9 protein-coding genes are annotated in these 14106 nt (G+C 52.3%); 3 read left to right on the top strand and 6 right to left on the bottom strand.

All coding sequences use genetic code 11. The features are described from left to right. Window positions 1-233: 233 nt before the first annotated feature. The 6 genes from OB13_RS15640 to OB13_RS15615 all read right to left on the bottom strand — a co-directional run bounded on the left by OB13_RS15640 (window position 234) and on the right by OB13_RS15615 (window position 8304). Complete coding sequence (locus OB13_RS15640) at window positions 234-1424, bottom strand: M16 family metallopeptidase (protein ID WP_461491111.1); 1191 nt, start codon at window positions 1422-1424, stop codon at window positions 234-236. Between the two features lie 108 nt (window positions 1425-1532). Continuing rightward, a complete protein-coding gene (gene porV / locus OB13_RS15635; protein ID WP_461491110.1) occupies window positions 1533-2654 on the bottom strand; it encodes a type IX secretion system outer membrane channel protein PorV in 1122 nt (373 codons plus the stop codon). 50 nt (window positions 2655-2704) lie between these two features. Next, window positions 2705-6583, bottom strand: a complete 3879-nt coding sequence (porU, locus tag OB13_RS15630; protein ID WP_461491109.1) for a type IX secretion system sortase PorU — start codon at window positions 6581-6583, stop codon at window positions 2705-2707. Between the two features lie 120 nt (window positions 6584-6703). Then, complete coding sequence (gene purS / locus OB13_RS15625) at window positions 6704-6955, bottom strand: phosphoribosylformylglycinamidine synthase subunit PurS (RefSeq protein WP_461491108.1); 252 nt, start codon at window positions 6953-6955, stop codon at window positions 6704-6706. After that, window positions 6952-7656 (bottom strand): CDP-diacylglycerol--serine O-phosphatidyltransferase, encoded by a 705-nt coding sequence (gene pssA / locus OB13_RS15620; RefSeq protein ID WP_461491107.1) that lies wholly within the window; start codon window positions 7654-7656, stop codon window positions 6952-6954. The genes purS and pssA overlap by 4 nt, the downstream gene beginning before the upstream one ends. 9 nt (window positions 7657-7665) lie before the next feature. After that, window positions 7666-8304: an MBL fold metallo-hydrolase gene (locus OB13_RS15615; RefSeq protein ID WP_461491106.1), complete on the bottom strand. Its 639-nt coding sequence runs from the start codon at window positions 8302-8304 to the stop codon at window positions 7666-7668. A gap of 84 nt (window positions 8305-8388) precedes the next feature. On the opposite strand from OB13_RS15615, the gene OB13_RS15610 reads away from it, so the two are divergent. Genes OB13_RS15610 through OB13_RS15600 form a run of 3 tightly spaced genes read left to right on the top strand, consistent with a single transcriptional unit; the run spans window position 8389 to window position 13842 of the window. Continuing rightward, complete coding sequence (locus tag OB13_RS15610; protein WP_461491105.1) at window positions 8389-9480, top strand: NAD(P)/FAD-dependent oxidoreductase; 1092 nt, start codon at window positions 8389-8391, stop codon at window positions 9478-9480. Between the two features lie 4 nt (window positions 9481-9484). Further along, window positions 9485-12682, top strand: a complete 3198-nt coding sequence (locus OB13_RS15605; RefSeq protein ID WP_461491104.1) for a TolB family protein — start codon at window positions 9485-9487, stop codon at window positions 12680-12682. An 8-nt stretch (window positions 12683-12690) separates the two neighbouring features. Next, window positions 12691-13842, top strand: coding sequence for a serine hydrolase domain-containing protein (locus OB13_RS15600; RefSeq protein ID WP_461491103.1), 1152 nt, complete (start codon window positions 12691-12693; stop codon window positions 13840-13842). The last annotated feature ends 264 nt before the right edge of the window (window positions 13843-14106 follow it).

Raw genomic sequence — 14106 nt, 5'->3', positions numbered from 1 at the left:
GAAGGGAGGGGGGCAATAAAGAAATCTTATAAGAACCTTCTCTTGTTTAAGTAGAGAGAATTTGGAAAGCTGCACTAGACGGAGTCTAACTGAATTCAGAGAGGTAACACTTGCAGCATCAACTCAAGTAAGTATAAAGCTTATAGATTGAAGATTATACTTAGTATCTTCTAAACAAAAGAGGCCTGCTAATTTAGCAGGCCTCTTTTGTTTAGAAGATGATTGAAGCTCTATTATGCCTTTTTCCCGGCGACAGCTGTCTTCAGTTCTACTAAGGCCAGGTACTGTTGTGCCAGCTCTTTGAGCTCCCTGGCGGTAACTGATCTGATAGTTGTGATGTAGTTATTATAATGTTCATGCGGTAACCCTTGCAAGATGATGCGCTTATACCTATCGCATTGCTCGAAGATGGTCGAAATATCATTCAGGAATTTGCCCAGCATGTAATTCTTTACGACATGTAGTTCATCTTCCGGGACTTCCTCTGTTTGCAGGATCCTGATCTCTTTCTTAATCTCTTCTATTGTATTTTCTGTTACTTCAAAGTTGACGTCCGTTCCTACATAAAAGAGGCTGTCTTGTTCCTTAGGAGAAATGGCAGAGTATATACCATAGGTAAAGCCTTTCTCTTCCCGGATGTTACGCATCAGTCTGGAGCCAAAATAACCTCCTAGTATTTCATTTAGCACAACCAGCTTATGATAGTCCGGATGGTGGATCATCGGGAATTGCTTCCCGATCCGGATGGAAGATTGCAGGCTTTCGGGCATATCTACAAAAGCATTGGTTTCATTGCCTAAACTATCAGCCGCAAGGTTTCCGCTTTCTTCGGTGTCGCCTGTAAGATTCAGGTTCTGTATCTCCTGCTCCAGTAACAGTTGCATCGGATCATCTATACTTCCGCAGGCAAACACTTCCAGATTGCTGGTGCTGAATCGTGAAGCATAGAAATTAACAAGTGATTCACGGGTTATGCCATCCAGCGCATTTTCATCCAGCCCGAATACATACGGGTGTTGGTTGTTATATACAAGCTTCGTGAAGCTATGCGTGGCCAGGTAGCTGTTTTTTTGCCGTTGTACTTTCAGGTTCTGCTGGTTACGTCTCTTCAGCAGGTTAAATTCCTCTTCCGGAAAGGTAGGGTTTTGTAGTACATCCAGTACCAGAGGCAGGAGTTCAGGTATGTATTTGCTAAGGCAGTAAAGCGTGAATTCGGTGCGGTCATAGCCTTGGTTGTTCTCAAAGGATGCACCGTAATAAGCTACTTTCTCTGCTATCTGACTGGCCGTATGGTTAACTGTCCCTTCAAACAACATTTTGCCTGAAAGGTCAGCCACACCTGCCTCGGATTCATACCACTTGCCCGCTTTAAAAACAAAATCCAGCCTGATTACAGGCTGGGTTTCGCTTTTTATGATATGCAATCTGGCTCCGTTGCTTAAGTGCGTGACCTCAGCTATTTGTAGCGTTACTGCTTCTATTTCGTGTATTTCTGGTGCTTTGTTTCTATCAAGCATTTTTGACTGTAATTTTTAATCTAAGTTAAGCGCTATGCTGAAACGCATGGTTTCTGCCAGCGGGTTGCCTTGCTCACTTGGTATCAGGTAGGCAGCGTCTATGCCGAACTTCTGATAACGCAGACCAAGACCTACTGAAAGGTATTTACGGTTTCCTTTTTCAGGGCTTTCAAAGAAATAACCGGCTCTGGCTGCAAACAGATTGTTATACCAATATTCTATACCTCCCGAAAAGTTGATCTCTTTCATTTCCTCACTGAATCCTCCTTCTGCATCTCCAAAAGAAGTGAAGATACCACTGAGTACGGTTTGTGTACTGTCAGCACCAGGAGAAGGAACCAGCAGCTTGTTGGCGTCCACTACCAGGGTAATGCTGTTGTACGGATCCAGGTTATAGGTGATAGCTGTTCCCAGTTTCAGGTTAGTAGGCAGAAAGTCTTTCTGATCCCCGTTCGTATAGGCGATCTTACCTCCTATGTTGGAAACGTTGGCTCCCAGACCCAGGTTCAGGCTTTGAGAAAGATCCCGGTTATAGTATACACCTACGTCTACAGCTGCTGTATTGCCGGGCTTGGATTCAAACGGTTGGCCACTGCCACCGACTGTCACGTTGCCAGCCAGGTTGGAGCGGATAAAACGGGCTCCTATACCTAAGCTAAAGTATTCACTCAAAGCCTGGCCGTACGCGACAGAAAGCGCATATTCTTTTGGCGAAAACTCTGTAATGTCATGGCCCTGTGCATCGATAAACTGAATATCACCCAGGTCAAAGTATAAGAGAGATGCAGAGATAGCTGAGGTCTCGCTCAGTTTTTTGTAGCCTGAGAGGTAGCTCAGGGACATGTCGTCGACTATCTTACGCAGCCAGGGCGAATAAGAAAAACTTACGCTCATGTCCGTCTTCACGAAGCCCAGCTTAGCAGGGTTCCAGTGCGGAGCATTGGCATCCGGACTTAGTGCAACACCGGCATCACCCAAGGCAGCGGAGCGGGCATCAGGAGCTACAGTCAAAATCGGCACCGCAGTCGTAACAGTTTTAGAATCCTGTCCGATGGTGGTCTGTGCTGTTGCAATGTGCGCTGAGGTGAAGGCAGCCACAAAGAAAGCGGCTTTTACAAGTAAACTTTTCTTATACATATAAAGGGTGTTGATGCAAGAATCAAATATAGAAACATTAGAGGATTTTACTAGTTCAGTATCACAAGTTTCTCAAACATGGTCACTTTGGCTCCATCACTTTGAGAACGTACACTCACTCTATAAACGTATACTCCACGCGCAAGTGTATCGTTAAACTCATCTCTTCCGTCCCAGCTTAATTCGGCTATGTGTGCCTTGCTGCTGAAGCTGGTTGCCTGCAATGTCTTCACTAATTTTCCTGATACGGTAAATATCTGAATCTGGATATCTAAATTCTCACCGGCTCTGTTATGATCAAAATGGAAGGTAGTGCTGGAAGAGAAAGGGTTAGGGTAATTCATCAAGTGTGATAACGCTAAGTTTTCATAATTAGATACAACGAATTCTAAATATTCTTCTGCAGAATTATTGTGTGTATCCCATGCTTTCAGCGTAAGTGAGTGCGGTCCTTCTTCCAGGTCTTTGAACGGGTAGCGTATACTGCCCGACTGGTAGCTGTCCGGATCCGAAGTATAGTAGTCATTCAATACGATGGCATTGTCAGTGCCTTCATCCAGAATAACGGTTAGCTCGTGGCCCGATCCTATACCTGCCGTATTAACCCCGTTTTCGTCAAAAAGTTTTGCCAGCAGTAGCGTGCTTTGACTGGTGTTACCACCAAATACAAAAGACTCATCATCCATAAACAAACGGATAGTCGGAGGCGTGTTGTCAGTAGGTATATTCCGGGCAGTGCCGCCTATGATCACGGAGGTATCTGCTCCCATGGCATCCTGTGTCGTGCTGCTGGCATACAGGCTGATCTTGCCGGCTCCGAACCGGTAGTCGATATCTTTGGGAACCACAAAGCTTACTTCAAACTGACCTGCGGTTACGGTAGCCTGACCGTCGTACACAATGTTCTCGCGCAGGCTGACCGGCACAGGTATGCTGCCCGCTCCGGACTGATCGCCTTTGTCGCCTAAGGTCTGGCGGGTGATTGGCTTTTCATGCACCGTCACGTGCAGGTTGCCGTTGAAGCTGCTCTCAGGCGTGCCGGCAGCAGAGGCGACTATACCTGCCAGCGTGACTTTTCCCAGGGCTCCCAGAGTGTCGGCGGCGGCTTCGCGCTCATTGATGCGGGTGATGGTGGCCTCTAGCCCGGGATAAGCCAGCTGTTGCGAAGGGTCGGCCAGCAGGGTGAAGTTACGGTTGTTCACGCCTCTCGAGCCACTGATGTTATCGGTTATGCTGCTGTTTTTTGTTCGCTGTACCAGATCACCGAACCGGGGCATGCGGCCATCAACAGGCGTGAAGGCGGTGCGAAAGAAGTTTCGGTTGAGTACCCGGTTGTCACTCGAAAAGACCGGACGGGTAGTGGTCAGGAGTCCGACTGTGCCTCCTTGGGCGCTTAAGATGGATAATTCGGCGCCGGAAGAACGGTTAGGGTCGTCGTAGCGGCCAAACTCGCAGGTAGCTGTCAGCAGGAACGTGAGGCGGTCCTTGTTCCGCCAGTTGTTGATCTGTGGTATAGTGAGGATCTGCTCCCAGGCCCAACTGATCTCGTTGCCATGGCCGGTATAGTTGACGATAAGCGAGCCTTGTTCTACTGCTTTGTCGATGGCGGCAACTGCCTCCGGAGACCGCTGCCCGTTCGACACGGCTTCCTGCCGGAACAGGTCCAGGTATACCTTGTTGGGGTTGTACTGCGGATGGTTGTTTTCCAGGAAGCCGGCCAGGTAGTCGGCATCGTTCTGGTGCTCGTTGTAATCGCCGTCGTCCGCCACAAACGTGACCTGGCTGCGCCACTTGCCGAAGTGAGCAGGGCTGTCGTAAGCGATGATCTTATCTACCACCGTAGCGGCCTCCAGGGGAGTTTTCACCGGTAGACGGCCTATGCCGACATCCAGCAGGTGATCGCCGGAGCTGCTTTCGGCCCATTCGCCTTCATTTTCGTCCAGGAATCCATAGTAATCTTCGGAGGAGTAGCTGGTGATCGGGTGCAGCGACTGCCGCGACTGGTAGACCGGCACAAAGTTGGTGTTATTGGGGAGTCGGTTTTTGTAGTCATAGGAGGTGTCGCCGAAGAGCAGCAGGTAGAGCACATCACTGCCGCGCTTGGGGCTGCGCTGGTAGAGCATACGCATGTAATCCCGGATAGCGGTTACGTCCTGTGCGCCGGATGAGAACTCGTTGTATACCTGCGTGGTGGTAACGACAGCCACTGCCAGGTTGCTGTGCTGGCGTCGGTGGGCTGCCAGACGGTTGGCTTCCTGCAGAAAGCGCGGGTGCGTCAGGATGACCAGGTCCAGGCTGCCGTCCAGGTTGTGGCTGTGCAAATCCTGATTGGTAACTCTACCAAATGCCGTTGGTTTCAGTCCGGCATTGTTCTGAAAAACTACAAACTCCCGCAGCACATCCGAAGGTGCCGTAAAGCTAAGCTCCGTTCCGGGAGTCGTTTGCTGGGCCAAGGGGCGGAGCGGGTCGGTTACATCCCATACCTGCGCGGTAGCCGGTGCTCCCGCCACCCGGAAGGTGCTGACCGGGGTCGCCAGGCTGGCAATGGAGCGGAAGCTGGTCTGGTCGCTGTACAGTTTCAGTTGCCGCTCGTAGTTCAGTTCCAGGTAGTTCAGGTATCCCAGGGCGGTAGAGCTGCCTCCTGTGCTGTAGGCAAGCGAGGCTTTAAGCTCGGTAGGCTGCCCGAGCGTCTGCTGGCCGATGGTATAGGTGCTGCTGCTGTTCACTCCCTCCGGATGATAAGGGAAATTGCCCCTGCCACTGATCGCCTGGGTTCCCAGTACCTGGTTGTTGAGCTTAATGGTAAAGGAATTGTCGGCAGGGGAGTTGCCCATCAGAAAAGTGGTCAGCTTGACTACAGAGCCCGCTACCAGATCGGACACGGCAAAGCTGATATCGCGCGAGGTGTTAAAGGTACTGAAGTCTTCGCCATACCATTCCCGGCCGGAGTATACCATGTTTTTGAGGTCACGCTCATGGTATAGCCGCTCGTTGTAGCTGCTGATGGTCTGGCCTGCGCCTGTTGCCTGCTCACGGGAAGCAATGCGGGCACCCTTTGCCGCCCCTACCCGGATGAAGTAGTAAGCTGTGTCGGAGTAGATGTTCTGGGTATGGCGGAAGAACTGGCTGCCGGCGTCGTACTCCCAGGTATGGGGACCGCGTGCATAGAACAGGGCGTAATCGGTGTCATCAAAGCGGCCATCTGCCTCCCCTGCTACCCAAATCGCGTTCTCCGTCAGGTCATCGGGACGCGGTGTCTTGTTTACCTGGGGCAGCATAGCGCCGCCATTGCCGTACAGTTGCAGCGTTCTGGGATCCATACCTTGCGTACTGATGCCCAGTGTCTGCAACAAGGATCTGTCAATCCGGTATATACCCGGGCCGGCCACGCCAATTTTATACCAGTTGCCGGTGCTCAGTACGGAAGTAGCCGCGATGTTTTCTTTGCTATCGGAGGTGCTTTGTGTAGCAGTATTTTGGGAGGTATAGGTATAGCCAAAGCTGACCAGTTTTTCGAGTTGCCCGGTCTGTGGGTTTTGCCTGACCGGCAGGAGCGTGACGATACCTTGCGGCAGCTTATTCCGGGTAGCGTTGTTGATGGTGATGAGCGGCTCGGGCCCGATGTCCTGGCGGCGGAACAGTTTCTGATCTTCGGGGGCAAAGGCTTCGTAGCGGGCCTCCCGGAGCTGAAAGCTGCTGATGTGGGTGCCGGGGAGCTCCAGCCGGTAGTAGGGCAGACGCTCTGCAAAATCGAGGGAGGCACCTGCAAAGACAGGCACTTTTCCGGCCATACCTGCGGCAGGCAGCACCTCGGCATGGCCCTGCCACTGCAGCGCAACAAGAGGAGGTACATCCTGTGCCTTTGCTCCTGTTGCAAGCAAGCCAAAGGTGATCAGCATGCAGGTATAGAGGAGTCGAAAAGGCCGCATATACAGGCTAGGTAAGAAATAGAGGATAATGCCTTCCGGGCGGAAGCTGTATAAATTTACACAACATTATCCTCTATACTATATGATTTTGGATAAAATCTTCTGGAACAGCCGGATGAACTAGCGCTGGTGCAACTCGTAGGTATAGGACTCCATGATCAGGTTAGCCAGCAACTTGCTGCATGCTTTCTCTATTTTCTCTTTGGCGATCTCTTCGTTCTCTGCCTCCAGTTGCAGGGTAATGTGTTTTCCGATGCGCACATCATCTACCTGGTCAAGGCCCAGGTGCTCTAAGCCCAGCAGCACTGCTTTTCCTTGCGGGTCTAATAACTCCGGACGTGGCATTACATTGATTTCGGCAGTAAATTTCATGAGGTTGAGGTTTTTTTAACGATAGATAATAAAATGTATAACACGATAATGAGTGGTATAGCTGCGAATTTAACAAGAGCCAGTAAGATTACCGAAATACCGAGGAAAATAAACCGGGTAGCATTGTCTTTCCAGGTCAGGTTCTTGAACTTAAGCGCAAACAAAGGCAGTTCGGCCACCAGCAGGTACGAGAAAACAACGGTCACGATCAGCAGGAAGTATGGATTGAGCAGAAAGTCGTCATACAGATAGCCGGAGGTGGCCAGGATTAGCGGCAGCGAAGCAATGAACATAGAGCAGGCCGGTGTGGGCACGCCTATAAACGACTCTGCCTGTCGCGTGTCGATGTTGAATTTGGCCAGGCGCAGCGCCGAGAAGATGGTGATCAGGAAACCAAAGAAGGGCAGCACATCAGCAGGTATACCGGGTATAGTAGCCTCCGCCTGCGAAAGAAGGCCAAACATGATAGCGCCCGGCACGACACCAAACGACACCATATCGGCAAGGGAATCCAGTTGTTTGCCGATCTCAGAGTAAGCCCGGAGCACGCGGGCCAGCATGCCATCCAGAAAGTCGAAGATAGCTGCTATACCTACCAGGTAGGCTGCATATTCCAACCGTTCATTGAAAGCGAAGTAAAGCGCCAGGCAGCCGCATAGCAGGTTCAGGCAGGTGATCGCGTTGGGAATGTATGTCTTCATCCGGTATACTTAGCGCAGAAAAGGATTATACTTCTTTTCATACCCGATGGTCGTTTCAGGTCCGTGGCCGGGGTACACCACCGTCTCATCGGGGAGTGTGAAAAGTTTGGTTCTGATGCTGTCGATCAGGGTGTCGAAATCGCCGCCGGGCAGGTCGGTGCGGCCGATGCTGCCTTTGAAGAGCACATCGCCTCCGATGCATACCTTGCCGGACTCGTCGTAGAACACCACATGACCCGGCGCATGTCCTGGCGCAAAAAGTATCTTTAATTCCGTATTGCCAAATTGGATCGTGTCTCCCTCTTTCAGGAAACTGGTGGAAGGCGCTACATCGGCGTACATCGGGAAACCATAGGAAGGCGCATATACCGGCACGGAGCGCAACGTCTGGAGGTCTTCTTCGTGAATCTCCAGTTCTACGCCATAGGTATCGGCCACAAACTTATTGCCCAGCACATGGTCTATGTGGCAGTGGGTATTGAGCAGGCGTACCACTTTCAGGTCGTTCTCCCGGATGTACTGCTGCAGCTCTTTTTGTTCGGTTTTCTCATAGCAGCCCGGGTCTACTACAACGCACTCTTTTGTCTCGTCGTGCAGCAGGTAGGTGTTTTCCTGGAATGGATTAAACGTAAGGCAGGTAACTTTCATAAGATCGTATGTTGGCAAGGCCTCTGAGGCGACAATTTCGGCTTCTAAGTTACGAACTTAAGGCGTAAGTCGTAAATTGCCCGAATGAATTATGACTATATAGTTGTGGGACACGGGCTGGCCGGTGCCATACTAGCCTATACTTTACGCAAACAGGGCCACCTGGTATTGGTGATCGATGAACCGAAAGAGAACTCGGCCTCCCGGGTAGCGGCGGGGCTGGTAAACCCGGTGGCAGGCAAGCGCTTTGCCAAATCCTGGCTGGTCGATTCCCTGCTGCCTTTTGCCGATACCTTCTATGATGAGCTGGAAGCCCGTTTTCAGCAGCCGCTTTTTTTCCACAAGCCCATCTACAAGATATTCTCTACGATTGAGGAGCAAAATAACTGGATGGCCAAAAGTGCCGGCGATAGCTGGAGCGAATACATTGGCGCTACCTATACCCAAAGCACCGGCACACCATCTGTACAAGACCCCTACGGCGGCATCCTGATCCAGCAGGGCGGCTACCTGCTGGTGTCCGATATGCTGGACCTGCTTACCCACGAACTCTTGGAGGCCGGCCTGCTGCTGCCCGAGCGGTTCGACATAACGCAATTACAGCTCACAGAACAAGGGGTATCCTACAAAGCTGCTACGGCCAATCACCTCATCTTTTGCGAGGGCTGGCAGGCCGTGCACAACCCCTACTTTAAGTGGCTGCCGCTGCAGCCGACCAAAGGTGAGGTGCTGGAGGTGCAGACGACCGGGAAATTTGAGCCCGAATGTATCTATAATAAAGCCGTTTACGTTGTTCCGGTAGGTGAAGACCGCTTCAAGATTGGCGCTACCTACAACTGGCGGCAACCGGATGAGGAACCGACCCCCGAAGGGAAGGCAGAACTGACGGAGCGGTTTGAGCAAATCACAACACAGCCTTACCACGTAAAAAACCATTGGGCAGGTATACGGCCTGCCGTGCGCGACCGTCGGCCGCTGATCGGCAGGCACCCGGAACATGCACAGCTGAGTGTTTTCAACGGGATGGGATCCAAAGGCGTGCTGATGGCGCCTTACCTGGCCGATCTTTTTGCAAAAGCCCTGGCAGAAGAGGCAGAAATGCTGCCTGACGTACAGATTTCGAGATATTATTCGTTATATTACGACTACATAAAACACCATAACCCAGAACTCTAAGCGCATGCGTTTTACTATAAGGTTATTGTTGCTGTTTCTGCTCTGCGCGTCGGCAGGCCAGGCGTCTTATGCCCAGCCCAACCAGGAGACCTTTGGCCGGAGCCGGATACAGTATAAGAACTTCGATTGGAAGCTGTACAGCACCCAGAACTTCAACATTTACTTTTATGCAGGCGGCGACCAGGCTGCCCGGAATGCTGCCGAATATGCCGAGCGCGAACTCAAGCGCATTACCAGTTTTATCGGCTACTACCCTTACTCCAAGATCACGCTCATCGTCTACAACTCTGTAACGGACCTCAAGCAGAGTAACATTGGGTTGCAGCGCGACCAGTTTCAGACAGGGGGCGAAACGCTTTTCCTCAAAAACAAGATGGAGCTGGCTTTCGACGGTACCCAGACCAGCTTCAAGCGTGACCTGAGCTACCAGCTCACCGAGCTGCTTCTCAACGATATGATGTATGGCGGCAGCCTGAAAGAAGCCCTGCAGAGCAGCTACCTGCTGCGCCTGCCCGAGTGGTTTGTCAGCGGAGTGGCAGCGTATACGGCAGAGGGCTGGAGCATGCGCATGGATGACTATGTCCGGGATATGCTGATGGTGAATGCACAGCCCCGCATGGAAGATCTCTTTGCCCGGGACCAGCAACTGACCGGCCAGGCCATCTGGAATTATATTGCCGAGCGCTACGGCTATACCTCCATCCAGAACATCCTGAACCTGACCCGCATCACGCGCGACATCGAGATCGGCATCACCAGCAGCCTCAACATTCCTTACAAGCGCTTTCTGCAGGATGCCCACAACTATTACATGCAGATCAATACGCGCGCCGAAAACCCGCTGGTCAGCCTGCCGGCCGAAAGAAAACTTTTCCAGAAAAATAAAAAGGACATCCGTTATACCGAGCCTGTGCTGAATCCGGCCGGTACGTTACTGGCTTACGCTGAGAATGAACACGGCAGCTACCAGATCATCGTGAAAGACGTGCGCAGCAACCGCAGCCGCGTGGTATGGAAGAGTGGCTACAAAACAGTAGACCAGCGCGTAGATTACAACCTGCCTGTGCTGGCCTGGCGCACCAACACCCAACTGGGATTTGTAGAGGCACGCCGCGGGCAGATGACCCTGCGCCAGATCAACGCCAGCAGGCGGCGCTCGCGCATTCCGGCCTTCGATGACCTCAGGACCGCAGCCGTTACGCTAAAGCAGTTCTCGCAGGTAAGCGACCTGAGTTACTCCGAAGACGGCCATTCGATCGTGATGAGTGCCGTGAAGGAAGGACAGTCAGACCTATACCTGCTTACCAGCAGCGGACGCCTGCAACAGCAACTCACCAACGATATTTACGACGATATCCAGCCTGTTTTCCTGAAAGGAAGCGGGCAAATTGCCTTTAGCTCCAACAGGTATGTGGATACCACCGGCCTGACCGCTGAGGCTACCTTTTCGGGTGTGGTCAACAACTACGACATCTTCCTGCTGCCAGTCGACGGCATCAGCGCAGGAGCCCGCCAGATCACGTTCTCGATTGCAAGTGAAATACGGCCACGCGCCACTGACGATGGCAACCTGGTATACCTGAGCGAAGAGACCGGCGTCCGCAGCCTGTATCGCTACGATCTGGCGTCGGGTAGCAGCAGGCCGATCTCTAATTTTATGCAGGACATTAACAGCTATGACTACAAAGGCAGCACCAACACGCTGGCCCTGACAGCGAGCGACAATGCCCGTAGTTTTGTATACCTGTTCCCGGACTATTCGCCTTCCGTTCCCGATTCCTTGCCTAAAACTTCCCGGCAGGTGATTCTCGAGACACGCGCCCGCAACCCCATCGGCACAGCCGGTGCCAGCCGCAAACTGCTCGGAGGCGCTACCCGCAAGAAGACACAGCGGCAAGGCGAGGTGAATATCGAGAACTACGAGTTTGAAAGTGATCAGAAAGAGCAGGAGGCAGCAGAAGCTACAAAAGCAAAGGCGCAGCGCAACCGCTCCACGACCCTCGAAAGCGGTATACCCCTGGCTGGCCCCGTGGATTATGACCTGCGTTTCAGTGTGCAGGAGGTGATCACCTCGGTATACGCTGATCCGCAGCTGGGCTTTGGTCTGGTAGGCGGCGTGAACATGAGCGATCTCTTCGAAAACCACCACGTACAGGGCAGCGCCTTCCTGCGCACCGACCTGGAGACGAGCCGCATGTTTGCCGAGTACATGAACCTAAAGAACCGCTTCGACATCGGCATGCAGTACCGCCGCGATGTGATCGTGGGAGAAGTACGCGAGGTGCCAGGCTCGGTGGTGCGCTTCGGGAAACATGAGTTTTCGCCTACGCTTGTCTATCCGCTCAGCTACAGCACCAGTATCCGCATGCAGCCTAAGTTTGTCAACACCCGCTTTACGTATGTCAACAGCTTTATTACGCCCGACAGTGTGACCAACTTCGGAGGCGGCAACGTAGAGATCGTGTTTGATAACTCGGTGGTGCGGGGCGTGAACATGCTGGAAGGCTCCCGTATGAAAGCAGGTATACTGGCCCTGAAAAGCTTTGGCAGCTCTGCCGGTAACTTCAATAAGTTTTATGTGGACCTGCGCCACTACCAGAAGATTCACCGCCAGATCATACTGGCTGGCCGCATCGGTTACGGTGCCTTTTTTGGCAAAGCTCCCAAGAATTTCCTGATCGGCGGCATGGATAACTGGCTCTTCGCTTCCGAAGATGACGAGGCAGATCCAAATGCTGTGACCGTGCGCTCTCCGGCCGATCTGTTCTACCTGGAATATGCCACTCCGCTGCGGGGCTTTAACTTTAACACCCGCCGTGGCTTCAAATACCTGCTGGGCAATCTCGAACTACGCGTTCCTATCGTGCAGTACCTGTACAATGCGCCCGTTCCCTCAGGCTTCTTCCGCAATCTGCAGCTCATTGCCTTTGCTGATGCAGGCTCGGCTTACAACGGTTCCAATCCGTTTACGGGCAATAACTCCATCAACACGCGGGTGATCGGTGGCAGAATAGACCAGACCTCTACCAACCCGTTTGAGATCACGGTGATCAACTACCGCAACCCATTCCTGTTAGGCTATGGCTTCGGAGCCCGCACCACCCTGTTTGGGGTGTATGGCAAACTGGACGTAGCCTGGAGCGAAGAAGACAACGCACGCAAAGGGCCTAAGTTTTATGTCACTTTAGGCTACGACTTCTAAGCGCATACATGAACCGAAAAGCAAAACGCTTCGGCCTCGGAACCGTGCTGGTGCTGGGGCTCCTGGCGGCATGGCTGCAGATGGCTGATAAGAACTATGTGTATAAAGCGCTCGTCTACAACTTTGCGGATATAGATGATAACCTCATCTTTCACCAGCGTACAATAGAAGCTCCTGACACACCCATCCCATGGCCTAAATCCAGCCAGTATAACAAGGTACAGCTGCCGCCTGAGTTGCAGCAACTGCACCAGGAACTACAGTCCGTGGCTTTCCTGATCGTCAAAAATGATTCTATCCTACATGAACAATACTGGGATGGTTATTCGGAAGAGTCGCTGAGTAATTCTTTTTCGGTGGCTAAGAGTATCGTGAGCGTGCTGGTGGGTGTGGCGCTGAAGGAAGGCAAGATCAAAAGCCTGGACCAACCGGTGGGTGATTTCCTGCCTGAGTTTCGGGAAGGAGCCAAGTCCAAGATCACAGTGCGCCACCTGCTCTGGATGAGCTCCGGCCTGAACTGGGACGAGTCCTACAGTAACCCGCTCTCCATGACAACGGAAGCCTACTATGGTGCTGACCTGCGAAAAGTGATCAACCGGCTGGAGGCGGTAGAGGAGCCCGGTCAGAAGTTTGAGTACAAGAGCGGCGACACGCAGGTGCTGGCCTTCGTGCTGGAGGCAGCTACCGGAAAAAATCTGGCAGAGTATGCCGAAGAGAAACTATGGCAGCCTTTGGGGGCGGCCCACAAAGCGGAGTGGAGTATAGACCATCCTGCCGGGAATGAGAAAGCCTACTGCTGCTTCTTTTCCAATGCCCGGGACTTTGCCCGCATCGGCCAGCTATACCTGAACCAGGGGATTTGGCACGGCGATACAATCGTGACGCCAGACTATGTGCAGGCCTCGCTTACGCCCAGCAGCTTACCAACAGCAAGCTCCGGCGAAACAACGGACTTCTACGGCTACCAGTGGTGGCTGCTCCCCGATTATAAAGGGCAGTTTATCTTTTATGCCCGCGGTATTTTGGGGCAGTACATCATCGCTATACCTGAAAAAGGACTCGTGATCGTGCGGTTGGGGAAGAAAAGGGGGGAGAAGTTAGGCAATCACCCAAGTGAGGTAATGGCGATGATCGATGCTGTGAATAAAATAGTGCCTTAGCTATAAGCGTATTTTGTAGGGACAGGTCGCGACCTGTCCGGATCGTGCAAAAGGTATAGGTATATAAAGTAGCAGTCTCCGGCTGATGCAAGCTTGCGGCTCTCACTTTCTTGCATAGTCTGCTTCATCAAGTCCATATATCCGCAACTTTGAGCGCAGCGGTAACTTGTGGTTGCCCATGAGACCAGTTTGTAACTGGCGAGCAAGGTGCTTAGGTATAGCAACCTGACATTGTTGCATAGCTTCGCCTGGCCGGCGGGGCCT

Source organism: Pontibacter sp. HJ8, from assembly GCF_054824225.1.
This window is presented reverse-complemented; position numbering and strand designations above follow the sequence as displayed.